This window comes from Onishia taeanensis, assembly GCF_900100755.1.
GTDB lineage: Bacteria > Pseudomonadota > Gammaproteobacteria > Pseudomonadales > Halomonadaceae > Onishia > Onishia taeanensis.
This window is the reverse complement of record NZ_FNCI01000003.1, coordinates 459,656-481,573: the sequence shown is the minus strand read 5'-3', so window position 1 is coordinate 481,573 and position 21,918 is coordinate 459,656. Positions and strand designations below refer to the sequence as shown.

The window sequence follows — 21,918 nt, the reverse complement described above, 5'->3', positions numbered from 1 at the left end:
CTTTTCCAGGCGACGAGTGCTGCTGGTCTGGTTCAGGTAGGCGTAGATATAGAGCTTGAGCAGGTCGCCCGGGTGGTAGGGTCGCCGGCCGGTGGCCGCGGTGCGCGCCTTGTCGAACCCCATTTCGATGACGTCCAGGGACTCCACGAAGGCATCAATCACCCGCACCGGGTGATTTTCCGGGACATATTCTTCAATGCTGGGAGGTAGCAGCGAGGTCTGGCTGCGAGGCTGTCCTTGTAGGTGTCGCATACAAAAATAGCCGTGAACGGGTGAGTTCACGGCTATCTTGCCAGCTTAGGAGGCTGTTTTCACACAGCCTCCTTCTAGGCGGGGTTTTTCGTATAGACAGCTAGCGCTACTCTGGTCTGTGATCTGCTCGCCAATGAAACGCTAGAAGCGTCGTGGTGCTGAAAGAGCCATCAGGCCTGATCGTTGTCGGGGGAATGCGTCTTGGGCTCGAGGGCGCTGAGCAGGCCGCGCAGCAGCGACAGTTCGCGACGGGTCGGTTGGGCGCGGGCGAACAGCGCCTGAAGCTGTGCCTCGGTGCGAGCATGGGGCTGGGTCAGGAAGCCGCTGGCCTGCATGACGCGACCCAGGTGCGCGTGGAAGTGGTCGAGCTGCTCGCGGCTGGGCAGTTTCTCGCCAGTCGGCCGGGTAGGGTGATAGCCGCTCTCCGGCCGGCGGCGCCAGGTGCGATTGACCTCATAGGCCAGTACCTGCACGGCCTGAGCCAGGTTGAGAATGCCGTAGTCCGGGTTGGCCGGGATGCTGACCTGGTGGGTGCAATGGCCGATCTCGTCGTTGGTCAGCCCCGAGCGCTCGCGGCCGAAGACCAGCGCCACTGGCGCATCTAGCGCATGCTCGGTGATTTCCTTGGCCATCTCGTCGGGCTCATCGAAATGCGGTAGCGGCAGGCTGCGTAGCCGGGCGCTGGCGCCGACCACCTGCACGCAGTCGTTGACCGCCTCCTTGAGACTGCCGACCACCCGAGCCGATTCGATCAGGTCCTCGGCGCCGGCGGCTAGCCGAGTGGCTTCCGGATCGGGAAAGCAGCGCGGATTGACCAGCACCAGGTCAACGAGCCCCATGGTCTTCATGGCGCGGGCGGCCTGGCCGATGTTGCCGGGATGGAAGGTCTGGACGAGGACGATTCGGACGTTGGAAAGCATTACGGTTCTGGCATCGAGAAAGTGGGGTGCCTAGTTTACGCGAGCCGCTACGCGGATGCCTGTCCAGAAGGGTGATCGCGGGGTGTTGGGGGAAGGATCAGCCCGATGGCTGGCAGGAAGACATAAAAAAAACCCACCGGCGTTGGCCGGTGGGTTTTTTAATCAGGGCTTTTCAGGCCTTTACCGTCAGGCCTTGCAGTGAAGCAAGGCCTGACGAGGACCCGAGGAAGCTGGGCTGGCTTACATCATGCCGCCCATGCCACCCATTCCGCCCATACCACCCATGTCGGGGGCACCGCCTTCTTGCTCGTCCGGGTCATCGGCGATCATGCACTCGGTGGTGATCATGAGGCCGGCGATGGAGCCTGCGGACTGCAGGGCGCTGCGAGTGACCTTGGCCGGGTCCAGCACGCCCATTTCGAACAGGTCGCCGAACTCGCCGGTCTGGGCGTTGTAGCCGAAGTTGCCTTCGCCTTCCTTGACGCGGTTCAGTATCACGGACGCTTCCTGACCGGCGTTGGTGACGATCTGACGCAGCGGTGCTTCCATGGCGCGCAGAGCCAGCTTGATGCCGTGGGTCTGGTCTTCGTTGTCGCCCTGAAGTTCCTGCATCATGGTCAGGACGCGAACCAGAGCGGTACCGCCACCCGGTACCACGCCTTCCTCGACGGCGGCGCGAGTGGAGTGCAGGGCGTCTTCGACACGCGCCTTCTTCTCCTTCATTTCCACTTCGGTAGCGGCACCGACGCGGATCACGGCGACACCGCCGGCCAGCTTGGCGACACGCTCCTGAAGCTTCTCGCGGTCGTAATCAGAGGAGGTTTCCTCGATCTGAGCACGGATCTGACCGACGCGGGCTTCGATGTCCGCCTCTTCACCTGAACCATCGATGATGGTGGTGTTTTCCTTGGACATGGTGACGCGCTTGGCGCTGCCCAGGTGATCCAGGTTGGCCTGTTCGAGGGTCAGACCGACTTCTTCGGAGATCACGGTGCCGTTGGTCAGGATAGCGATATCCTGCAGCATGGCCTTGCGACGATCGCCGAAGCCAGGCGCCTTGGCGGCTGCCACCTTGACGATGCCACGCATGGTGTTGACCACCAGCGTCGCCAGGGCTTCGCCTTCGATGTCTTCGGCGATGATGGCCAGCGGCTTGCCTGCCTTGGCGACGGCTTCCAGCACCGGCAGCAGTTCACGGATGTTGGAGATCTTCTTGTCGACCAGCAGCAGGTACGGGTCTTCCAGTTCCACCGCCATGGTGTCTTGGTTGGTCACGAAGTACGGAGACAGGTAGCCGCGATCGAACTGCATGCCTTCGACCACTTCCAGCTCGTCTTCCAGGCCACGACCTTCATCGACGGTGATGACGCCTTCCTTGCCGACTTTCTGCATGGCATCGGCGATGATCTCACCGATGTTGGCGTCGCCGTTGGCGGAGATGGTGCCGACCTGGGCGATGGACTTCGGCTCGGTGCAGGGCACGGACAGGGCGCGCACTTGCTTGACGGCTTCAGCGACGGCTTGGTCGATGCCGCGCTTCAGGTCCATCGGGTTCATGCCGGCGGTCACGCCCTTCATGCCTTCGGTGACGATGGCCTGAGCCAGGACGGTAGCGGTGGTGGTGCCGTCACCCGCGACGTCAGACGTCTTGGAAGCGACTTCCTTGACCATCTGCGCGCCCATGTTCTCGAACTTGTCTTTCAGTTCGATTTCCTTGGCGACGGACACGCCGTCTTTGGTGACGGTCGGCGCGCCAAACGACTTCTCGAGGACGACGTTACGGCCTTTCGGGCCCAGAGTCGCCTTGACGGCGTTGGCGAGAATATCTACGCCACGAGACATTTTCTTGCGGGCGTCGTCGGAGAACTTAACCTGTTTCGCTGCCATTGTTGGATCTTCCTACTTGATGTTCGTGAAACTTGAGCAAGTATGTACGAGCAAGTGTCTGTGAGCTGAAATCAGCCTTCGACCACGGCGAGGATGTCGCTCTCGCTCATGATCAGGACTTCTTCACCGTCAATCTTCTCTTTCTCGACGCCGAAGCCGTCCTTGAAGATGACGGTATTGCCGACCTTGACGTCCAGCGGGCGGACTTCGCCGCTGTCGAGAATCCGGCCGTTACCGACGGCGAGGACTTCACCACGCGTCGGCTTTTCCTGGGCGCTGCCCGGAAGCACGATACCGCCAGCAGTTTTCTGTTCTTCTTCCACGCGACGGACGATGACGCGATCGTGCAAGGGACGGATGTTCATTGCTCACGTTCTCCTGATATTTAGCGGTGCCAGGATGTCCTGGCGGGTCCATATCACCCTCGAAACCAAGGTTTCGAAGTGAAGGCTTGCGCCTTCTTTGTCGATGGCAACCGGGCTTGGCCGCGGCTGCCGAAACAGGGTGCCGAACTTACTTTTCAGCACTACGCCATGAGTGGGGGCTGGCGAAGGCCTTTCAAGGGCCCACAGGCAAAAAATTTAGGTTTGTGTTCAGTGACGTGGCTCATCTCGAGAGATGAATTCCCCTTCCAGTGGCGCTTGCTCACCTGAGTGAGAGGTTGTGCCTTGCGCATGGCGCTCATCGCGCTTGGCACCGCTGGCGTCTTCCCAGCCATCGGGGGGAACGCCGCGAGAGCCCATGCCGGCGCCGCCAAAGATTTGACCCTTGACGCCAATGCGGGCCAGCAACTTGCCAAGCAGGCGCCGTGCATCGGGGATCAGGCACATCAGGCCCAGGCCATCGGATAGAAAGCCTGGTGCCATGAGCAGGGCGCCGCCGAAGATGAGGGCCGCGCCGGTCATGAGCTCACTCGAGGGGATCTCGCCCTGGGCGAAGCGCTGCTGGGCTCTCGCCAGCGTGGCCGTGCCTTCACGGCGAATCAGGTGAAGGCCAATGAAACCCGTGGCCAACACCAGCAGCAGGGTGGTCAACAGGCCGATCTCGCTGCCGATGGAGAACAAGATGACGAAATCGAGCAAGGCAAAAAGACTGAAAAACAAGAGAAGGGGCATGATGACTCCATGTTCGGTGACAGGTGAATAATGGCGTCGAGGCTGGCTTTTTCAAGGCATGTCCGGCTATTCGGCCTGTGTTGTACTGTCTTGAGCGACCTTGGAAAGCCGGAGCTGTCGGGCGATTGAGTTGAGCGCAAGTAGTAAAGACATGCTAGATTGATTCATGCTGCGGTGCACAAATGACGTGAGTCGCCTTGAATCACGCTACGGCTTGGATTATCCAAGACGTTGTATCATCGCCTCAATCAAGCAGGGTTCTATTAGGTGGCATTACATTAAACAGGAAGGGGAGTCGACATGCAGATGAAAGGAGCGGTAATTGCCATTACCGGCGGTGCACGAGGCTTGGGGCTGGCCATGGCGCGGCATCTGGGCCTGCAGGGCGCTCGCCTGGCGCTTCTGGATCTGGAGCGCGACACCCTGGATCAGGCCGTCAATGCCCTTCTGGATCAAGGCATAGAGGCCCGGGCCTACGAGGTCAACGTCGCGGATCAATCCTCCGTCAGCGAGACCTTCGCGGCCATCGTCGCCGACATGGGGCCGCTCAAGGGTCTGGTCAACAATGCCGGCATCACCCGAGACGGGCTGTTGATCAAGGTCAAGGACGGCAAGGTCGAGAAGGGGCTGAGCCTCAAGGAGTGGCAGCAGGTCCTCGACGTCAATCTGACCGGCGTCTTCCTCTGCGGGCAGGAAGCGGCCTACCGGATGGTCGAAGCCGGCGAGGGAGGCGTGATCGTCAATATCTCCAGTATCTCGCGGGCCGGTAATATGGGGCAGAGCAATTATTCTGCGGCGAAGGCTGGAGTTGCCTCACTGACCGTGACCTGGGCCAAGGAACTGGCACGCAGCGGTATTCGCGTTGGGGCGGTGGCGCCGGGCTTCATCGAGACCGAGATGACGGCATCGATCCGTCCAGACGTGCTGGAGAAGATCACCAAAGGCATCCCCCTGGGTAAATTGGGGCAACCCGAGGATATCGCTCACAGCGTGGCCTATATCTTTGCAAACGACTATTTCAGTGGTCGGGTCATTGAGTGTGATGGCGGCCTGAGAGTCTAGTGCGTGTCCCACCAACCTGATCGAGCGCAACGCCGGGCAAATGCCCGGCGTTTTGCATGCAGCAGGCGCCTCCAAGGCCTAGAAACTCAGCCGGTCGCGCATGCCGTCGACGGTGGCTTCACCGATGCCGTTGATGCGCATCAGGTCTTCGGCATTGCTGTAGTCGCCATTTGCTTCCCGGTCAGCGACGATATCGGCCGCTCTCGCGCTGCCGATACCCGGCAGGGTCTCGAGCTGTTCGGCGCTGGCGGAATTGATGTCGATCGCGGGCTGTTGCGCGTCTGACGCTTCCTGGGCAAGGGCCGGCATGGCGGCGAGGAGTAGGCAAGATAGGGCAATAATCTGGCTGAGACGTTGCATGGGCGAATTCTCCGCTAACGGTGGTGATCGACACTCCATGTGTCCTGATTCAGCCTAGTCGCCACCTTGCATGCTGTTTGTCAGAGATCGCCGACCCTTTGCGTCAGAGAGGTCTGATATATAGCCGTGCATGGCGTCGCCATGATCTGGGGCTTTATCGTTGTTCGTGCCTGATCATCGGTACCGTCTAGGGAAGGCTCCTGAAGACAGCGCCTGCCTGTTATACTGCGCGCGAATTCTTTGCCCAGAGTGCGCTTCCGATGTCATCTGCGTCCCCGCTGATCATTGCCCTCGATTACCCCTCCTTGGATGCTGCGCTGTGTATGGCTGACCAGCTCGACCCGGCGCGTTGTCGTGTCAAGGTTGGCAAGGAGCTTTACACACGCAGCGGGCCCGATGTGCTCGAAGCCCTGCATGGCCGGGGATTCGAGGTATTTCTTGATCTCAAGTTTCATGACATCCCCAATACCGTTGCCGGTGCGGTGCAGGCTGCCGCTGAGCAGGGGGTGTGGATGGTCAATGTGCATGCCAGCGGCGGCCGGCGCATGATGGAGGCGGCCAGAGAGCGGCTGGACCGCCATGCGCTGTCGACACAGCTGATTGCGGTGACCGTTCTCACCAGCATGAGTGCGGAGGATCTCGCCGAAGTCGGAGTAGCCGTGTCGCCGGCCGAGCAGGTGGCCAGGCTTGCAGCGTTGGCCCAGCAGAGCGGCATGGACGGTGTGGTGTGCTCGGCCCAAGAAGCCACGGCGCTGCGCGACCTGTGCGGAGAGGATTTTCTCAAGGTCACGCCGGGGATTCGTCCGGCGTCGGCGGCAGCGGACGATCAGCGCCGGGTATTGACCCCCAGTGCGGCCATGGCGGCCGGCAGCACGCATCTGGTGGTGGGGCGTCCGGTGACCCAGGCAGAGGACCCCATGTCGGCGCTGGCGGCACTCGAGAGCGAGCTCGCGGGCTAGTCGCTCTTGCGGCCCGTCATTGGGCGGGTTGTGCCCCATTGCCGGCAGCTGGGGCACTGCCAATGCAATTCGGTTCCCGAAAAGCCACACTGCCCGCAGCGAAAGCGCGGTCGGGCGTCGAGCAGGGCGCGAGAGTGATGGTGAAGAATGGCGAGGGTGCGTTGCTCATCGGCTGCTGCATCCTTTTGGAAGAGCTGGAGCAGATAATCAAGCCCGCGCAGGCTGGGGGCTCGCTCCATCTGGGTCTGGATCAGCTCGGCGGCCTCCTGGTGGCCAGCGCGTCTCTGAACGCATTCGGCCAGCATGATGACCGTCGAGGTCATTGGCACTTTCTCGTTCAGCTTCTGAAGTGCCTTCTCCAGGCCTTGTTCATCGTTGAGAAGCCGGTAGGCATCGCGCAGCGGCTCGAGAATCAGCGCGGCCGAGCCGGCGTCTTGGTCGGGCACTCGCTTCAGTAGCTTGAGCTCGGCCTTGTAGTGGCCGGTATCGTGTTCCATGCGAGCCAGCAGCAGCGTGGCCCTGACACAGTGGCCGTCGATGCTCAGCGCCTGACGAAGCTTCTTTCTGGCGAGCGATGGGCTGGCTGACTCCAGGTCCCGTTCGGCAAGCTCGCAAAGCCAGTGCGCGGCGGCGCGCTGAATATTGTCATACTGTCGAATCAGGCTCGGCTGAGCGACATCCAGCGCCGCCTGCCATTCTTTCTCCCGCTCCAGCAGGTCGACCAGCAGCAGCTTGGCCTGCTGACGCTGGCTTTCATCGCCGCCGTTGTTGATCAGGTTCTCGAGGAGTTTTTCGGCGCGATCGAGAAGGCCCAGGTTGAGGAAATCCCGGGATAGCTCGATTTGCACCAGGCTACCCTGCGCGGGCGTGAGCGCGGGGCGCGCCAGCAGGTTCTGGTGAATCTTGACCGCGCGATCCGTCTCTCCCCGCGAGCGAAAGAGGTTGCCCAGGGCAATGTGGGTCTCGATGGTGTCGCTATTGACTTCAAGCGCGGCGACGAAGGTTTCAATGGCACGGTCGGGCTGTTCGTTGAGCAGATAATTGAGCCCTACGAAATAATCCCGGGACAGCGTGTGCTGTCCCGGTTGATCGGCAGTGCTTTGACGGTCGCGTCGGCCCAGCCACCAGCCTATGGCGACTGCTGCCAACAACAGGGCCAGCAGCAGGAGGTCATGCATTTAGGCGACTTCCTTGAGCTCCTGAATTCGCAGGCGATCGAGTTCCTTGCGCTGCTGCTGGTTGTGTCGCTGGGCCCGGGTCAGCAGGGCACGAAGCCGCATATAGACGCCGGTCATGGCCAGCATGCCTAGCAGAACACCAGCGGCCAGTGATCCCAGCAGCCACAGAGACAAGGAGGCGGGCGGGAGCTCTGTCCAGATCAGGTTGAGAGGCACGGCCTGTTGGTTGTTGACGGCAAACAGAATGCCGACCAGCAACACCAGTAGCAGAATGATCCCCAGGAAAACGCCTTTTAGCCAACGCATGATAGTGTCCTTTGTGAAGCCAACAGGGGGCAGATGGGCAAACCGCTATTCTAGTAGCCCAAGGCTCTGCTGGCATTGACCTGTTCGCGAAGTTCCTTGCCCGGCTTGAAATGAGGCACGAACTTGCCCTCGAGTTCGACCGGGTCGCCGGTCTTGGGATTGCGCCCGGTTCGGGGTTCGCGATAGTGCAGCGAGAAACTGCCAAAGCCGCGGATCTCGACGCGGCCTCCCTCTGCCAGGGCATCGGTGACGTCGTCGAGGATGATGCGGACAGCGGCTTCCACATCCTTGACTGACAGCTCGGGCTGCCGCATGGCTATCTGTTCGATCAACTCGGATTTGGTCATCGACTTACTCCGTGCAGTGGTGCCGGCAGATTGGCAACATCTCGGCGCTATTGTTTGATTTAGCATACTGTGCAAACCGAGATAAAACAACGAACTAGCAAGAGTCTTCCGTTGCGTAGCGGGATGCGGTTCCCGACCCATGGCGCCAAGCGTCGCCAAGCGTATACTGTGTGCACATTCCGTAAGAGTTTCGAGGCTGACCTTGAACGAACAGCAAACTGTCGATGAGATTGATCGCAAGCGGCTCCACTGGCACTCCCGTCGCGGTATGTGGGAGCTTGATCTGCTGTTGATCCCCTTCCTTGAGCATCGCTTCGATGCCCTGGATGATGCCGACAAGCAAACCTATCGCGATTTGATTGCCGAGGAAGACCAAGACCTTTTCGTGTGGCTGATGCGTCGCGAGTGGCCCGAGGATGCACAGCGTCGTCGCGTGGTGAAGATGATAGTTGATTATGCCGAAACCACCGGTAACGATCAGTATCGTACCCTCTAGACTGGCCGTCGGGCTCCATCTGGGCATGGCCCTGGGAGCCCTGTTGTTGAGTCTGGTTTATGCGCCGCCGTGGCTATCCGCTGCGGCGGCGTTGTCCATGGGGCTAGTGCTGTGGCGCTATGCCGGCCGGCGCCGGGTAGCTTGGCAGCTACGCTTCGTTGAGCGCGGCGCCATGGGGGGAGAGGTGGGGCTAGATGCGGAGCGTAAAGCTGGCGGGGAATGGCAGGTGCGATGCACCGATGAAGCCGGCTGGACGCGCTGCTCCGTCGGCTGTGGTTATCTCGGCCCCTGGCTGGTGGGGCTCACGCTGTCCGATGAGTCGTATTGGCTGTGGCCGGACAGCCTGGGCAAGGAGGAGGGGCGAGCCCTGCGCCGCTTGCTGGTGGCGGGCAAGGCCGACCACTGATTCGCCTAATCGCTTCCTGGCCGGCTTATCTCGCCTCTTTACCCTTGCTCAGTTTCGAGCCTTCAATCCTCACTCCCGATTCCTGGGCCATCACCCTCCCGCTCGCCATTTGGCTTGCAGACTAGGTGCTGCTTGTAGAGCCTCTTCCTGATTGGCTGCCGCTATATCGTTTCCACCTAACGCGATTCTGCTGACGCTAGGCGAGACATGACTTAGGTTCGCCACTGCTCAGGCAGTTGGATGCTCGAGGAGAGTGCGTTGCCAGGGGCGTGGTGTGGATGGTCGCGGTTGAAGTGCAGGCCGCGAGACTCATGGCGGCCTTGAGCGGCCTGAACGGTCATGCCGGCCAGCCGAACGGCATGCCATAGGCTTGCCAGGTGGCGGCTAGGCGCATGGGCCTGAAGCAGTTCACGGCTTTCCGCGATTAGCTTAGCGATATCTCTCTCGGCTTCGCCGAGCCCGGAAGCGTCTCGCACGATGCCAACGCGTCGACTCATGACCGCCCGCAGGCGTTGGAATAACCTCTCGACCTGCTGCTCAGGGACTTGAGTGCGGTCGTCGGTCAGCGCGTCGGCTGGCTGTCGTTGAGCGTGTCGTTGAGACTGTTGTTGAGAGCGGGGAGCTGACGGCTCTGTCGGTGTGGCTTTGAGGGTCTCGGCGGCGGCCCGCGCGAAGACCAGACACTCCAGCAGCGAGTTGCTGGCCATGCGATTGGCGCCGTGCAGGCCGGTGCAGGCGACTTCGCCGATGGCAAATAGTCCCTTAACACTGGTGCGGCCGTCGAGATCGGTAGCGACGCCGCCACAGCTATAGTGAGCGGCGGGCACCACCGGAATCGGCTCTTGGGTGATATCGATCCCACGGCTCAGGCAGTGGGCAAGAATGGTTGGGAAGTGGGCCTTGAGCGTGGCCTCTGGCAGGTGGCTGACGTCCAGCAGCACATGACTGGCGTTGGTCTGCTGCATTTGGGCGTCAATGGCACGAGCCACGATATCCCGGGGGGCCAGCTCGGCCCGCGGATCGGTATCGAGCATGAAGCGATGGCCATCGAGGGTGGTGAGAATGCCCCCCTCGCCGCGCACCGCTTCGCTAATCAGGAAGGGTGTGCCCTCGGGGTCAAACAGGCAGGTGGGGTGAAACTGCTGGAACTCGAGGTTCATCAGTCTGGCCCCCAGCTCGGCGGCCATCGCCATGCCTTCTCCGCAGGCTGGAAGCGGGCTGGTGGTGTGCTGCCAGAGCCCGCTGGCGCCGCCAGTGGCGAGCACTGTCTCGGCGGCGGCAATGTCTTCGCGGCGACCCTTGCCGTCGAGGCAGCGGGCGCCTCGGCAAGCACCGTTGGCATCTTGCAAAAGGCTGATGGCGCCCAGGTCGTCGCGTAGCGTGATGCCAGGATGGCGGCGGGCATGCTTGAGGAGGGTATCAATCAGCGCCTGACCGGTCGCATCGGCGGCATGGATGATGCGCCGTGCTCCGTGGCCGCCTTCCCGGGTCAGGTGGAAGGGGTAGGGCGCGTCTTCCCGAGCATCCGGCGTAAAAGGCACGCCCAGGGATAGCAGCCATTCGATGGCACTGCGGCCATGCTCGACGGTAAAGCGGACCGCTCTCTCATCACACAGGCCGTCGCCGGCGACCAGGGTGTCCTGGATATGGTCCTCGACGTTGTCCTGGGGTGACAGCACGGCGGCGATTCCGCCCTGGGCCCAGCGGCTGGCGCCATGATCGTCGCTGGCCGGACGCAGTAGTGTGACCGGTCGACTGTCAGCCAACTCCAGCGCCAGGGCGAGACCGGCCGCGCCGCCGCCGAGAATGAGAACGTCCTGTAGATGTGAATCGCGCGTCATGAGACGGGTCCTTGCGAGTTGCTGTCGTCGGATAAGGTCGCGTGCGTGGTCAGCGCGTGACGCCGGGCCCGCTTGCGCAGACGCTGGCTGGGCAAGCGCCTAAGCTCGCCAAGGGTGTCGACTAGCTCCTGGGTGAGGCGGGCAAGCTCCCGATTGAGCCATAGATAGCCGGCCGGGCCGAATAGCGCTCGACCGCTGGAAGCCGTGGCCTGGCGGGCATTCATGGCATAGCGCTCCAGGTCGAAGGGCGCCAGTTCGACATCGATAGGCTGACCGGTACGGACCTGGAAGGCCAGGGTGCCCAGGTCGCGAGCCAGGCGATGCTGCTGGTCGCGCAGGCCCTCCATGGCGGCGATATGATCATGGCCGTCGCGGGTCGTCCAGTGGGTTTCGAGTAGCAGCTCGATGGTCGAGAGCATCCTTCTCTCAAGCGAGATGATGGTATCGAGCTCGTCCCGTTTCAGGCGACGCTCGCGGTGGATCGCATCGACTAGGCCTCGCTGCTTGATCAGCAGGCTGCTCGACGACTTGAGGAGCGGCTGGGTATCGAGATCCTGGGAGCCGGTAGAGCTGGTGTGGGCATGATACAGCCGCGCGAGCTTGTCCAGTGTCTCGGCGAGCAGAAAGCGCTGCACGTCGGTGGCCTTTTGCGGCATGGCAAAGGCGGTTACCAGGATGCCGATCAGCGTGCCGACGAGTACGTTGAACGACCGCCATAGCGCCGTTCCCAGCTCCTGGGTGCCGTCGCCGACAACCAGTAGCAGGCTGATGGCGAACATCAGGCCGCTATAGCCGTAGCGGCCCTTGAAGGTCACATAGGTGGCGGCGGCAATGCCGGCCAGCGTCCAGATCGGCACCACCAGCGGTGGCGGGTTGGGCGCCAGCGTAATGAGAATGCCCCAGGCGGCGCCTAAAACGGTGCCGAATAATCGCTGACGGCCCTTGTCTAGCACGCCGCCGATATGGGGCAGGTTGCCCATCACCATCACGGTGCTGACCAGCGCCCAGCTGGCGTGAGGAACATCGAGGATGTCGATGAAGACGAAAGTGATCGTCAACGCCAGGGTGACCCGCATCACGTGTAGCAGGTGGCGGTTGCGGTAGTTGATATAGGGATCGCGAAGGCGAGGAAGGGGCATGTCGGTGTACTTGCTAATGTGGCCTGTTCGGCAGCGAAGTAGCGGCGTCGGGGCTGCGCCGGAACCGCATTGCGTGCCGTCCGCTGCTGCAAGCCGATTAGGATATCACGCACCTCGGCGGCTGGGCAGGCGCTTCAGGCGCTGTCCGGCAAAAGCTGGCGTGCAGATGAGCGCGTCCCGATTTTCCTGATGTGCGCTCGCACAAGAATGGCAGGCACGAGAATACCGCCACAGGGCGATGTGTGATCGGAAATAAAAGACGAGAAGGGGTTAATAGCTTGGTGCCCGGAGCCGGGCTCGAACCGGCACGGTGTTACCACCGAGAGATTTTAAGTCTCTTGCGTCTACCAATTTCGCCATCCGGGCGGGGAGGTTCGAGCGGGGGCAAATCAGAAATGGAGGCTGGAGTCGGAATCGAACCGGCGTACACGGAGTTGCAGTCCGCTGCATAACCACTCTGCCATCCAGCCTCACTGAGTCAGTCAACCATCGCGATAATGGAGCGGGAAACGAGATTCGAACTCGCGACCCTCGCCTTGGCAAGGCGATGCTCTACCACTGAGCTATTCCCGCCTGACTCGAGGACGAATTATACGCATAAGTGCGTAAGTGTCAAGCGCTTATGCGCATTTCATTGCTCTGTCAGGACTACATGGAGCCTGAAAGATGCGGCCAGGCAGCACGCAGGTATTGCTGCATGGACCACAGCGTCAGCGCTGCCGCCAGGTACAGGGTGACAATGCCGATTTGCGCGATCAGGCTGCCCGGTGGGAAACCGAGCAGCAGCAGCAGGGCGACCATTTGCAGCGTGGTCTTGATCTTGCCGATTGACGATACCGCCACGGTGCCGCGTTTGCCCATTTCGGCCATCCACTCGCGAAGGGCCGAAATGACGATCTCGCGGCCGATGATCACCAGTGCCGGCAGGGTCAGCCAGGCAGCATCGTAGCGTTCGATCAGCAAGGCCAGAGCGACAGCCACCATCAGTTTGTCGGCGACCGGATCGAGGAAAGCGCCGAAGGGCGTGCTCTGGTTCCAGCGCCTGGCCAGATAGCCGTCGAGCCAGTCGGTGATGGCGGCCAGACCGAACAACCCCGCCGCCAATAACATGCTCCAGCCGTAGGGCAGGTAGAAGATCACCACCAACAGCGGAATGAAGGCGATTCTGGCGAGGGTGAGAATGTTGGGGATGTTCATCTGAGCGCCGCTTGTCCTTGCCTGAAGTCTGAGGGCCACCATTCTATATGGCCGGTGCGCGATCATCCATGCAGTGCCTGATGAATCGCCTGCGCCATGCTGTCGCTGATGCCGGGGACGCGGGCCAGCTCATCACGGCTGGCCTGGCGTACCCCCTGAAGTCCACCGAAGAAACGTAGCAGTTCGCGGCGGCGTTTGGGGCCTACGCCGGGGATGTCCTGAAGGGTCGAGGTGCGCCTGACCTTGTCACGACGTGCCCGGTGCCCTGCAATCGCGAAGCGGTGCGATTCGTCGCGGATATGCTGCACTAGGTGAAGGGCAGGGGAGCTGCCTTCGAGGCTCAGGCTGTGGTCGATGGTCTCGACGAACAGCGTCTCGAGCCCGGGCTTGCGGGTGGTGCCCTTGGCCACGCCGATCAGTCCCACGCCCGTTACGCCGAGTTCGGCGAAGACCTCTCGGGCCATGTTCAACTGTCCCTTGCCGCCGTCCACGAATAGCAGATCCGGACGCTTGCCTTCACCCTCGGCGAGGCGCTTGAAACGCCGGGTCAGTGCCTGCTGCATGGCAGCGTAGTCGTCGCCGGCCGCCACGCCCTCGATATTGAAGCGCCGGTAGTCGGATTTCACCGGGCCGTCGTGATCGAACACTACGCAGGATGCCACGGTGGCCTCGCCATGGCTGTGGCTGATGTCAAAGCACTCCAGGCGCTTGGGCACCTCGGCCAGGCCGAGCGCATCGCGCAGCGCTTCGAAGCGTTTGGCCAGCTGCGTCTGATTGGCCAGCTGGGTGGCCAGGTGCTGTTCGGCGTTGGTCTGGGCGAGCTGCTGCCATTGGGCGCGGTGGCCGCGCACGCGATGGGTCAGGCGGATCTGGCGTCCTGCCTGTTCGGACAGCACGCCCTGCAGCAGGTCGGCATCAGCCAGCGGGTGTGAGGTGATGATCTCGGCGACGGGTTCATGAACTTGGCCCAGGTAGTATTGGCTGATGAATTCGGTGAGCAGCGCCTCGGGTCCCAGGTCGAGGCCGTTGTCAGGGGTGTGATGGCGTGCGCCGAGCATGCGGCCCTCGCGGACGGTCAGCACCGAGACACAAAGCCCCCCTGGCCGCTGGGCCAGGGCGAAAATATCGGCATCGCCGCCGTCGGTATCGACATATTGCTGACGCTGGAGGCTGCGCAACTGTTGGATCTGATCGCGAAGCCGAGCGGCCTCCTCGAACTCCAATGACTGGCTAGCGGTCTCCATCTCGCGGGTCAGTTGCTCGGTGACCTGCTCGCTTTTGCCCTGCAGGCACATCACCGCATGCTCGAGGTCGCGCCGATAGTCTTCCTCACTGATGTAGTCGACGCAGGGCGCACTGCAGCGCTGGATCTGATACTGCAGGCAGGGGCGCGTGCGGTGAGAAAAGACGCTGTCCTCACAGTTGCGAATGCGGAAGATCTTCTGCATCAGCGACAGGCTCTCGCGCACCGCGCTGCTGCTCGGGTAAGGGCCGAGATAGCGGCCGTCATCACGGCGACTGCGAGCCCGCTTGTATTCCAGGGCGGGGTAGGGGTGGCGATCGCTGACGAAGACGAAAGGGTAGGATTTGTCGTCGCGCAGCAGGATGTTGTAAGGCGGCCGCAGTTCCTTGATCAGCGTTTGCTCGAGCAGCAGGGCCTCGGTCTCGCTGTGGGTGACGGTTACCTGGATATCGGCGATACGGGCGACCAGCGCCTGAGTCTTGGTATTGAGGGCGCCACGGAAATAGCTCGCCAAGCGCGCGTTCAGGCGTTTGGCCTTGCCGATGTACAGGGTGTCGCCCTTGGCGTCGAACATGCGATAGACGCCGGGGGATTGGCTGATGTTCTTGAGGAAGTGCTTGGCGTCGAAGGTCATGGGGCTTAGTGCTTCACGAGTGAAGTGTCAGCATACCAGAACCCGCCGCCCTGGCGGTTCAGGCGTCGTGCTGGTAGCCGTCCACCAGGCCGTGACGCAGTCCCAGGTGGGTCAATTCGACGTCTGAGTGCACGCCGAGTTTCTCGAAGATGCGGTAGCGATAGGTGTTGACGGTCTTGGGGCTCAGGAAAAGGCTGTCCGATATATCGCTGACCCTCTGGCAGTTGACGATCATCATCGCCACCTGCAGCTCGCGTTGCGACAGGCTGTCGAAGGGGTTTTCCGGCGTTTCAATCTTGGACAGTACCAGGCGCTGTGCAATGGTCGGACTAACGTAGCGCTTGCCGTCGAACACGGCGCGGATGGCCTGAACCATTTCCGACGGCTCGGCGCCCTTGCCGATGAAGCCGCAAGCGCCTGCGTCCAGCAGCCGCTGGGCGAAGGTTTCTTCGAGGAAGGCCGTCAGGACCAGTACGCGACAGTCGTCGATGGTCTTGGCAATCTTGCGCGTCGCTTCCAGACCGCCGATGCCCGGCATGCGGATATCCATCAGCACGACATCCGGGCGTAGCTGTCGAGCCAGCGTCACTGCCTCTTCGCCATCGGCTGCCTCATCCACCACCTTGATGCCGTTTTCCGCGTCGAGAAGATGGGCAATGCTGGTTCTGACCAGGTGGTGGTCGTCGGCGATGAGAACCTTGATCAAGATGCCTCCTGTGGATCCTACGGCGGTGAATGCTCATGCTGAGCAGAATGTTGATGATGTCGCCGGGGTCGCATTAGATTACATTAATTTACTGGGTGCGGCGACGCTCATGACGGCCATCTTTGTATCGATATGCGTCGATGGAGGCTTGGGTCAGAGTGCAGCGACTTTACTGGTAAACTCGAAGCTCGGGAAAAGGGGTTGACGATGCATAACCCTTTGTATAATATGCATCTCGTCTTCGGGGGCGAGCCTTCGTAGATCATGTTGCAATTGGCACGCTACAGCAGTGATCATACTCTGGTGAAGCGCCTAGCCAATACGAAATGCAGCGCTGTGGGGCCTTAGCTCAGCTGGGAGAGCGCAACACTGGCAGTGTTGAGGTCAGCGGTTCGATCCCGCTAGGCTCCACCACACGAACATTGTAAAACGCCGTGAACGCCAAGTTCACGGCGTTTTTTTGTGTCTCGGATTCGTCGCTGAGATTCTTCAAAGAGTTCTTCAGGTGAGTATTGAGGGCGAGTCGCCCTCGCGCTGAGGCAAGAGGGCCGGTATCACCCGCCAGGGCGATACCGGCACCGGCATTAGTTTTCGACGCGCCCCAGCAACAGAAACTCCAGCAGCGCTTTCTGGGCGTGCAGGCGGTTACCGGCTTCTTGCCAGACCACGGCGCGTGGATCATCGAGTAGAGTGGTGCTGATTTCCTCGCCACGATGCGCCGGCAGGCAGTGCAGGAAAAGCACGTCGTCGGCTGCCAGGTCGAGCATCGCCTCGGTGACCTGGAAGCCGGCAAAGTCCGCTTCGCGCTTGGCCTGTTCCTCTTCCTGACCCATTGAGGCCCAGACGTCGGTGGTGACAAGATCGGCGCCTGCCACCGCCGCCTGTGGATCGCGCAGGATGCTCACCTGGTCGCCGGCCGCGGCCACGATCGCCGGATCGGGATCATAGCCTTCGGGGCAGCAGATGCGCAGTTTGAAGCCGAACTGGCGGGCGGCATTGATCCAAGAATGACACATGTTGTTGCCATCACCGATCCACACGGCGGTTTTGTCGCGCACGTTGCCGCGAAGCTCGCTCCAGGTCATGACATCGGCCAGCAGCTGGCAGGGGTGATAGTCGTCGCTCAGGGCATTGATGACCGGCACGCTGCTGGCGGCGGCGAACGCCTCGAGTCCTGAATGATCGAAGGTGCGGATCATGACCGCATCGACCATTTCCGAGAGCACGCGCGCGGTATCGCCGATGGGCTCGCCGCGGCCAAGCTGGGTGTCACGCGGAGACAGGAAGAGGGCGTGACCGCCAAACTGCGCCATGGCCGTCTCGAAGGATACCCGAGTGCGGGTCGAGGACTTCTCGAAGATCATCGCCAGGGTGCGGTTGGCGAACGGCGTATAGGTCGGGCCGTGTGTCTTGAGGCCATTCTTGATGGTGATGGCACGACGCACCAGGTACGTCAGTTCCTCGGGAGAGAGGTCAAGCAGGGTCAGGAAATGGCGTGTCGCCATGAGGTTACTCCGCGCGCAAAAACCCCCATCCTAGCCAGCCGCTGTGCAACACGCAACGCGATGCGATGGGGAAGCCAATGGCGGGGCTATATTCGTCTTGCTGGCATCAGTAGAATGGTCAGGACACTAAGCATTCATTAGAAGGAATTCTTCATGAGCACGACCGTCGAGAACATCCAGCAGCAGATTAGCGAAAACCCGATCTTGATCTACATGAAGGGCACGCCTCAGCTTCCGCAATGCGGCTTCTCTGCCCAGACCGTGCAGGCCCTGATGTCCTGCGGCGAGCGCTTTGCCTTCGTCAACGTGCTCGATAACCCGGATATTCGCGCCGAGCTGCCCAAGGTCGCCAACTGGCCGACCTTCCCGCAGCTGTGGGTCGAAGGCGAGCTGGTCGGTGGCTGCGACATCGTCGTTGAAATGCACCAGAACGGCGAGCTCGAGACGCTGGTAAAAGCCGCTGCCGAGCGCGCCAAGGCGAACGAAGAAAACGCTAGCGAATAAGCGCTGTCGCAACAGTTGCTTAAAAGCAAAACCCCCGTCAGCTGGGCTGGCGGGGGTTTTTTCTGTTCAGACCTGTTAGGCGTCGCCATGGATGGCGCCTGGACCGGTGCGGAGTCGGGGCTAGCGCTAGAGTTCGTCCATGCCCTGTTCGCGCTGGGCCAAGTTCCAGCCGCCAAGATCCTTGAAACGGTTGACGATCGAGCAGAACAGCTCGGCGGTCCGCTCGGTATCATAGCGGGCCGAGTGGGCCTCGGTGTTGTCGAACTCGATGCCGGCGGCACGGCAGGCTCTCGCCAGTACCGTTTGGCCGTATACCAGGCCCGACAGGCTGGCGGTGTCAAAGCTCGAGAAGGGGTGAAAGGGGTTGCGCTTGATATTGCAGCGGTTGACCGCAGCGTTCAGGAAGCCATGGTCGAAGGCCGCGTTGTGGCCGACAAGAATGGCCCGCGTACAGTTGTGAGCCTTGATCGCCTTGCGTACGGGCCTAAATATCTCATTCATGGCCTCTGACTCGCTCAGCGCGACTCGCTTGCGTAGCGAGTCGTCGAGGTTGATGCCGGTGAAATCCAGCGCCGATTGCTCGACGTTTGCTCCCTCGAAGGGAGTGACATGGAAGGCATAGGTCGCGTCCGGAATCAGGTTGCCGTCCGGATCCATGCTCAGCGTTACGGCGGCGATCTCCAGGATCGCATCACCCTTGGCGTCAAAGCCGCCGGTTTCCAGGTCTACCACCACCGGCAGAAAGCTGCGAAATCGCTGAGCCATCAGGCCTTGGGCGCTCGCCTCGCTCATGCACCTCTCCCTAACCAAAAATGAAAATCTGCGTCGGCATCGGCTGCCGAATGGGCGGGAGTCTATCATCTTTGTCAGCCATGCGCCCCGCCCCGGCGGTATTCTCGAGCGCTCATCGGCGCTATACTTGAGGGCTATCCCTGAATGTTAACGGGCACGGTGCCACGGTGTCGTGCCTCAGCACACTGCAAGCGAAGGAGCCCAGAATGTCCGATGTCAAGAAGGTCGTTCTCGCCTATTCCGGCGGCCTGGACACGTCCGTTATCGTCAAATGGCTGCAAGAGACCTATGACTGTGAGGTGGTGACCTTCACGGCCGACATCGGCCAGGGTGAGGAAGTCGAGCCGGCGCGCGCCAAGGCCGAGGCACTCGGCGTCAAGGAAATCTACATCGAGGACCTGCGCGAAGAGTATGTGCGCGACTACGTCTATCCGATGTTCCGTGCCAACACCATCTACGAAGGTGAATACCTGCTGGGCACCTCCATTGCTCGCCCGCTGATCGCCAAGCGGTTGATCGATATTGCCAATCAGACCGGTGCCGACGCCATCTCCCATGGTGCGACCGGCAAGGGTAATGACCAGGTACGCTTCGAACTCGGCGCCTATGCGCTGAAGCCGGGCGTCAAGGTCATTGCCCCGTGGCGTGAGTGGGACCTCAACTCTCGCGAGAAGCTGATGGCCTACTGCGAGCAGCACCAGATCCCGGTCGACTTTTCTACCAGCAAGAAGAAGTCGCCGTACTCCATGGACGCCAACCTGCTGCACATTTCTTACGAGGGCGGCAACCTCGAGGATCCGTGGGAAGAGGCAGAAGAAGACATGTGGCGCTGGAGCGTTTCCCCTGAGGCCGCGCCGGATACGCCGACCTACATCGAGCTGACCTATGAGCGCGGCGATATCGTCGCCATCGATGGCGAGACCCTCAAGCCCCACGAGGTTCTGTCCAAGCTCAACCAGCTGGGCGGCGACAACGGTATCGGTCGTCTTGATATCGTCGAGAACCGCTATGTGGGCATGAAGTCCCGCGGCTGCTACGAAACACCGGGCGGCACCATCATGCTGCGCGCCCATCGCGCTATCGAATCCCTGACCCTGGACCGCGAAGCGGCCCACCTCAAGGATGAGCTGATGCCTAAGTACGCCGAGGTCATCTACAACGGCTACTGGTGGAGCCCGGAGCGCAAGATGCTGCAGGCCGCCATCGATGAGACCCAGAAAGACGTCTCCGGCGTGGTGCGCATGAAGCTCTACAAGGGCAGCGCTACCGTCGTTGGTCGCAAGTCCGACCAGTCGCTGTTCGACGAGTCCATCGCGACCTTCGAGGACGACGCCGGCGCCTACGATCAGAAAGATGCCGAAGGCTTCATCAAGCTCAACGCCCTGCGGCTGCGCATCGCCGCCGGCAAGGGCCGCGATCAGAGCTGAAGCTGACCGCCAGGGTCCGTGTGGGCCCTGGCGCGGCGAAGCGCATAGGTAGGAGAGGAGGGCAGGATGCTGAAGAAACTCTTTCCCGGCTTTTTCGGGTCAGAAGAATCCGCCAAGTCCCGCGAGGCTGAGCCCGTCGAATACCGGGGATACCTGATTTCGTCAGACCCCCAGGATACCGGCGGTCAGTATCGCGTCAGCGGCTTCATTCGCAAGCAGGTCGCGGGTGGAGAAACCCTCGAGCACCGCTTCGAGCGTTCTGACGTGGTGTCGGGACGCGAGGCCTGCGACGAACTGATGGTGCGCAAGGCCGAGCGCTTCATCGACGATGTCGGCGACGACATGTTCACGCCACGCTGATGCCTCGCTGAGCGAGATGTCTCGGTGATTCGCGACGACGCCGCTGCCTTCGGGCGGCGGCGTCGTCGTTTGTGGAAAGGCACTACACTCCAGGTTTAGGGACGCTGAAAGGGAGCCCCTATGACCTTTCTGTACCGGCACTCGCCATGGCGCGCGCTGTTCGCCGGAGAGGCCTTACCCGAGCCCGCCGGGCTTTCGTCAGCACTGACACCGTTGGTGGATGCGCTGGAGAGCCTGGGGCCCACACCCAGCCTAGCGGCGGCCAAGGCCTGGCAGCTCGAACTGGTCGAGGCGCTCACACGTCTGGACCTGCCGGCTTGGCGCATCAGTCAATTGATCAGCGATCACGATCAGTGGCTCTATCGCCAGGCCATCGCGGCGTCCCTGGACGAGATGCGGGCCACGGGGTGGGGGGCGCCACCGCGAGCGTTCTGCGTGCTGGTGCTGGGTTCCATCGCACGCCACGAGAGCCTGCTGTCGCCGGATCAGGATAATGCCATGATCATCGGCGACTATCCGGATGCTCGCCATACTGAAATCGATGGCTACTTTCAGGCGCTGGGAGAGCGCTTCAGCGATCGTTTGGCCGTCGCTGGTTTGCCATTGTGTCAGGGTCATGTCATGGCCCGCTGGCCAATGTGGCGCAAACGGCTCTGTGAGTGGGACGCTCAGTTGGCTATCTGGAGCGCCGAGCGGCGAGTCAAGCGCGTGCAGCAGACGAATATTCTGCTCGACTTCTCTCCGGTCTTCGGCGACGCGGGCCTAGCCGATGCCCTGCGTGACAGGGCCCTTGCTCGACTGGCCCGTGCCGGCGGCTTTCTGGATGAGATGGCCAGCCTGCTGGAGGAGACGCCGGTAGCCTTGGATCGGCTAGGGCGCCTGCATGGTGATGACAAGGAGTCGCCTCAGAGCGGCGCGGTGAACCTAAAGCGCCAAGGGCTGATACCGCTTCAGAATGCCGTGCGCCTGATGAGCCTGCTGCATGGGTGTCGCGGAGTGGATACTCGTCTGCGGCTCACTGAACTGGCCTGTGCGGATGCGCTGGGCGTCCGGGAGGCAATGACGCTGCATGCGGCCATGAGTCGTCTTCAGGCACTGCTGCTGGCCTCCCAGTGTCGCCGGCTGCGCGCGGGAGGCTTGGCCGATGGCTGGATCCTACTGGACGATCTCGACGAGGCTGAGCAAGTGCTGCTGCGTCTTGACCTGAAGGCCATCCGTCGCTTGATGGGACGGGCGTCGGCGCTGGTCGGTGCCACCTCGCGCTAGGTCCTGTGGTTCGCGG

24 protein-coding genes and 4 tRNA genes are annotated in these 21,918 nt (G+C 61.7%); 9 read left to right on the top strand and 19 right to left on the bottom strand.

The window, feature by feature from the left end; genetic code table 11:
* The 5 genes from BLR71_RS17385 to BLR71_RS06845 all read right to left on the bottom strand — a co-directional run.
* Positions 1-252: transposase (locus BLR71_RS17385; protein WP_139172554.1), on the bottom strand; the 252-nt coding region annotated here is incomplete at its 3' end.
* Positions 253-422: 170 nt separating this feature from the next.
* Positions 423-1,172, bottom strand: coding sequence for an RNA methyltransferase (locus BLR71_RS06860; protein WP_092524421.1), 750 nt, complete (start codon positions 1,170-1,172; stop codon positions 423-425).
* Between the two features lie 240 nt (positions 1,173-1,412).
* Positions 1,413-3,059 carry a chaperonin GroEL gene (gene groL, locus BLR71_RS06855; protein WP_092524419.1) on the bottom strand — a complete coding sequence of 549 codons (1,647 nt, stop codon included), beginning with the start codon at positions 3,057-3,059 and terminating at the stop codon, positions 1,413-1,415.
* Between the two features lie 71 nt (positions 3,060-3,130).
* Positions 3,131-3,424, bottom strand: coding sequence for a co-chaperone GroES (locus BLR71_RS06850; protein ID WP_092524417.1), 294 nt, complete (start codon positions 3,422-3,424; stop codon positions 3,131-3,133).
* Positions 3,425-3,652: 228 nt separating this feature from the next.
* Positions 3,653-4,174: an FxsA family protein gene (locus BLR71_RS06845; protein WP_092524415.1), complete on the bottom strand. Its 522-nt coding sequence runs from the start codon at positions 4,172-4,174 to the stop codon at positions 3,653-3,655.
* Positions 4,175-4,474: 300 nt separating this feature from the next.
* Here BLR71_RS06845 and BLR71_RS06840 point away from each other — a divergent pair, with 300 nt between their 5' ends.
* On the top strand, positions 4,475-5,236 hold the full coding sequence (locus BLR71_RS06840) for an SDR family oxidoreductase (protein ID WP_092524413.1): 762 nt from the start codon (positions 4,475-4,477) through the stop codon (positions 5,234-5,236).
* A 78-nt stretch (positions 5,237-5,314) separates the two neighbouring features.
* Here BLR71_RS06840 and BLR71_RS06835 read toward each other — a convergent pair whose 3' ends face one another.
* Positions 5,315-5,596 (bottom strand): ComEA family DNA-binding protein, encoded by a 282-nt coding sequence (locus BLR71_RS06835; protein WP_092524411.1) that lies wholly within the window; start codon positions 5,594-5,596, stop codon positions 5,315-5,317.
* Between the two features lie 260 nt (positions 5,597-5,856).
* On the opposite strand from BLR71_RS06835, the gene pyrF reads away from it, so the two are divergent.
* Positions 5,857-6,555 carry an orotidine-5'-phosphate decarboxylase gene (pyrF, locus tag BLR71_RS06830; protein WP_092524409.1) on the top strand — a complete coding sequence of 233 codons (699 nt, stop codon included), beginning with the start codon at positions 5,857-5,859 and terminating at the stop codon, positions 6,553-6,555.
* On the opposite strand, the gene lapB is transcribed toward pyrF, so the two are convergent.
* Genes lapB through BLR71_RS06815 form a run of 3 tightly spaced genes read right to left on the bottom strand, consistent with a single transcriptional unit; the run spans position 6,552 to position 8,386 of the window.
* Positions 6,552-7,733, bottom strand: coding sequence for a lipopolysaccharide assembly protein LapB (gene lapB, locus BLR71_RS06825; RefSeq protein ID WP_092524407.1), 1,182 nt, complete (start codon positions 7,731-7,733; stop codon positions 6,552-6,554). The two genes, pyrF and lapB, sit on opposite strands and share 4 nt — an antisense overlap.
* On the bottom strand, positions 7,734-8,039 hold the full coding sequence (locus BLR71_RS06820) for a lipopolysaccharide assembly protein LapA domain-containing protein (RefSeq protein ID WP_092524405.1): 306 nt from the start codon (positions 8,037-8,039) through the stop codon (positions 7,734-7,736).
* A 50-nt stretch (positions 8,040-8,089) separates the two neighbouring features.
* Entirely contained in the window at positions 8,090-8,386 is a 297-nt protein-coding gene (locus BLR71_RS06815) for an integration host factor subunit beta (RefSeq protein WP_092524403.1), read from the bottom strand.
* A 202-nt stretch (positions 8,387-8,588) separates the two neighbouring features.
* Between BLR71_RS06815 and BLR71_RS17880 the strand changes: the two genes are divergently transcribed.
* Complete coding sequence (locus BLR71_RS17880) at positions 8,589-8,882, top strand: FAD assembly factor SdhE (RefSeq protein ID WP_281241756.1); 294 nt, start codon at positions 8,589-8,591, stop codon at positions 8,880-8,882.
* On the top strand, positions 8,842-9,288 hold the full coding sequence (locus BLR71_RS06805) for a protein YgfX (RefSeq protein WP_340147960.1): 447 nt from the start codon (positions 8,842-8,844) through the stop codon (positions 9,286-9,288). The genes BLR71_RS17880 and BLR71_RS06805 overlap by 41 nt, the downstream gene beginning before the upstream one ends.
* A 212-nt stretch (positions 9,289-9,500) precedes the next feature.
* On the opposite strand, the gene nadB is transcribed toward BLR71_RS06805, so the two are convergent.
* The 8 genes from nadB to uvrY all read right to left on the bottom strand — a co-directional run bounded on the left by nadB (position 9,501) and on the right by uvrY (position 16,048).
* Complete coding sequence (nadB, locus tag BLR71_RS06800; RefSeq protein WP_092524397.1) at positions 9,501-11,129, bottom strand: L-aspartate oxidase; 1,629 nt, start codon at positions 11,127-11,129, stop codon at positions 9,501-9,503.
* Positions 11,126-12,268, bottom strand: coding sequence for an FUSC family protein (locus tag BLR71_RS06795; protein ID WP_092524395.1), 1,143 nt, complete (start codon positions 12,266-12,268; stop codon positions 11,126-11,128). Before BLR71_RS06795 ends, nadB begins: the two co-directional genes overlap by 4 nt.
* A gap of 279 nt (positions 12,269-12,547) precedes the next feature.
* A tRNA-Leu gene (locus BLR71_RS06790) sits at positions 12,548-12,634 on the bottom strand.
* Between the two features lie 30 nt (positions 12,635-12,664).
* Positions 12,665-12,738: transfer RNA gene (locus BLR71_RS06785), tRNA-Cys, on the bottom strand.
* 28 nt (positions 12,739-12,766) lie between these two features.
* Positions 12,767-12,841 (bottom strand) — tRNA-Gly (locus tag BLR71_RS06780).
* A gap of 75 nt (positions 12,842-12,916) precedes the next feature.
* Complete coding sequence (pgsA, locus tag BLR71_RS06775) at positions 12,917-13,465, bottom strand: CDP-diacylglycerol--glycerol-3-phosphate 3-phosphatidyltransferase (protein WP_092524393.1); 549 nt, start codon at positions 13,463-13,465, stop codon at positions 12,917-12,919.
* A gap of 62 nt (positions 13,466-13,527) precedes the next feature.
* Positions 13,528-15,342, bottom strand: a complete 1,815-nt coding sequence (gene uvrC, locus BLR71_RS06770) for an excinuclease ABC subunit UvrC (protein WP_092524391.1) — start codon at positions 15,340-15,342, stop codon at positions 13,528-13,530.
* A gap of 58 nt (positions 15,343-15,400) precedes the next feature.
* Complete coding sequence (gene uvrY / locus BLR71_RS06765; RefSeq protein WP_092524389.1) at positions 15,401-16,048, bottom strand: UvrY/SirA/GacA family response regulator transcription factor; 648 nt, start codon at positions 16,046-16,048, stop codon at positions 15,401-15,403.
* A gap of 338 nt (positions 16,049-16,386) precedes the next feature.
* Between uvrY and BLR71_RS06755 the strand changes: the two genes are divergently transcribed.
* Positions 16,387-16,462 (top strand) — tRNA-Ala (locus BLR71_RS06755).
* Positions 16,463-16,632: 170 nt separating this feature from the next.
* Here the strand turns inward: BLR71_RS06755 and argF are convergent.
* The gene (gene argF, locus BLR71_RS06750; protein WP_092524385.1) at positions 16,633-17,553 is read right to left on the bottom strand and encodes an ornithine carbamoyltransferase; all 921 of its coding nucleotides are present in this window, start codon (positions 17,551-17,553) and stop codon (positions 16,633-16,635) included.
* A 153-nt stretch (positions 17,554-17,706) separates the two neighbouring features.
* On the opposite strand from argF, the gene grxD reads away from it, so the two are divergent.
* Entirely contained in the window at positions 17,707-18,057 is a 351-nt protein-coding gene (gene grxD / locus BLR71_RS06745) for a Grx4 family monothiol glutaredoxin (RefSeq protein ID WP_092524383.1), read from the top strand.
* Positions 18,058-18,183: 126 nt separating this feature from the next.
* Here the strand turns inward: grxD and rnt are convergent, their stop codons facing one another.
* Entirely contained in the window at positions 18,184-18,849 is a 666-nt protein-coding gene (gene rnt, locus BLR71_RS06740; protein WP_092524381.1) for a ribonuclease T, read from the bottom strand.
* 206 nt (positions 18,850-19,055) lie between these two features.
* Between rnt and BLR71_RS06735 the strand changes: the two genes are divergently transcribed.
* The 3 genes from BLR71_RS06735 to BLR71_RS06725 all read left to right on the top strand — a co-directional run bounded on the left by BLR71_RS06735 (position 19,056) and on the right by BLR71_RS06725 (position 21,902).
* Entirely contained in the window at positions 19,056-20,276 is a 1,221-nt protein-coding gene (locus tag BLR71_RS06735) for an argininosuccinate synthase (RefSeq protein ID WP_092524379.1), read from the top strand.
* Between the two features lie 66 nt (positions 20,277-20,342).
* A complete protein-coding gene (locus tag BLR71_RS06730) occupies positions 20,343-20,636 on the top strand; it encodes an HlyU family transcriptional regulator (protein WP_092524377.1) in 294 nt (97 codons plus the stop codon).
* 120 nt (positions 20,637-20,756) lie between these two features.
* On the top strand, positions 20,757-21,902 hold the full coding sequence (locus tag BLR71_RS06725) for a DUF294 nucleotidyltransferase-like domain-containing protein (RefSeq protein ID WP_092524375.1): 1,146 nt from the start codon (positions 20,757-20,759) through the stop codon (positions 21,900-21,902).
* Positions 21,903-21,918 lie beyond the last annotated feature (16 nt).

Bases quoted from the DNA above. Each gene is read 5' to 3' on its own strand.
- BLR71_RS06860 (WP_092524421.1), bottom strand. From the start codon at position 1,172: ATGCTTTCCAACGTCCGAATCGTCCTCGTCCAGACCTTCCATCCCGGC.
- groL (WP_092524419.1), bottom strand. From the start codon at position 3,059: ATGGCAGCGAAACAGGTTAAGTTCTCCGACGACGCCCGCAAGAAAATG.
- BLR71_RS06850 (WP_092524417.1), bottom strand. From the start codon at position 3,424: ATGAACATCCGTCCCTTGCACGATCGCGTCATCGTCCGTCGCGTGGAA.
- BLR71_RS06845 (WP_092524415.1), bottom strand. From the start codon at position 4,174: ATGCCCCTTCTCTTGTTTTTCAGTCTTTTTGCCTTGCTCGATTTCGTC.
- BLR71_RS06840 (WP_092524413.1), top strand. From the start codon at position 4,475: ATGCAGATGAAAGGAGCGGTAATTGCCATTACCGGCGGTGCACGAGGC.
- BLR71_RS06835 (WP_092524411.1), bottom strand. From the start codon at position 5,596: ATGCAACGTCTCAGCCAGATTATTGCCCTATCTTGCCTACTCCTCGCC.
- pyrF (WP_092524409.1), top strand. From the start codon at position 5,857: ATGTCATCTGCGTCCCCGCTGATCATTGCCCTCGATTACCCCTCCTTG.
- lapB (WP_092524407.1), bottom strand. From the start codon at position 7,733: ATGCATGACCTCCTGCTGCTGGCCCTGTTGTTGGCAGCAGTCGCCATA.
- BLR71_RS06820 (WP_092524405.1), bottom strand. From the start codon at position 8,039: ATGCGTTGGCTAAAAGGCGTTTTCCTGGGGATCATTCTGCTACTGGTG.
- BLR71_RS06815 (WP_092524403.1), bottom strand. From the start codon at position 8,386: ATGACCAAATCCGAGTTGATCGAACAGATAGCCATGCGGCAGCCCGAG.
- BLR71_RS06805 (WP_340147960.1), top strand. From the start codon at position 8,842: ATGCCGAAACCACCGGTAACGATCAGTATCGTACCCTCTAGACTGGCC.
- nadB (WP_092524397.1), bottom strand. From the start codon at position 11,129: ATGACGCGCGATTCACATCTACAGGACGTTCTCATTCTCGGCGGCGGC.
- BLR71_RS06795 (WP_092524395.1), bottom strand. From the start codon at position 12,268: ATGCCCCTTCCTCGCCTTCGCGATCCCTATATCAACTACCGCAACCGC.
- pgsA (WP_092524393.1), bottom strand. From the start codon at position 13,465: ATGAACATCCCCAACATTCTCACCCTCGCCAGAATCGCCTTCATTCCG.
- uvrC (WP_092524391.1), bottom strand. From the start codon at position 15,342: ATGACCTTCGACGCCAAGCACTTCCTCAAGAACATCAGCCAATCCCCC.
- argF (WP_092524385.1), bottom strand. From the start codon at position 17,553: ATGGCGACACGCCATTTCCTGACCCTGCTTGACCTCTCTCCCGAGGAA.
- grxD (WP_092524383.1), top strand. From the start codon at position 17,707: ATGAGCACGACCGTCGAGAACATCCAGCAGCAGATTAGCGAAAACCCG.
- rnt (WP_092524381.1), bottom strand. From the start codon at position 18,849: ATGAGCGAGGCGAGCGCCCAAGGCCTGATGGCTCAGCGATTTCGCAGC.
- BLR71_RS06735 (WP_092524379.1), top strand. From the start codon at position 19,056: ATGTCCGATGTCAAGAAGGTCGTTCTCGCCTATTCCGGCGGCCTGGAC.
- BLR71_RS06730 (WP_092524377.1), top strand. From the start codon at position 20,343: ATGCTGAAGAAACTCTTTCCCGGCTTTTTCGGGTCAGAAGAATCCGCC.
- BLR71_RS06725 (WP_092524375.1), top strand. From the start codon at position 20,757: ATGACCTTTCTGTACCGGCACTCGCCATGGCGCGCGCTGTTCGCCGGA.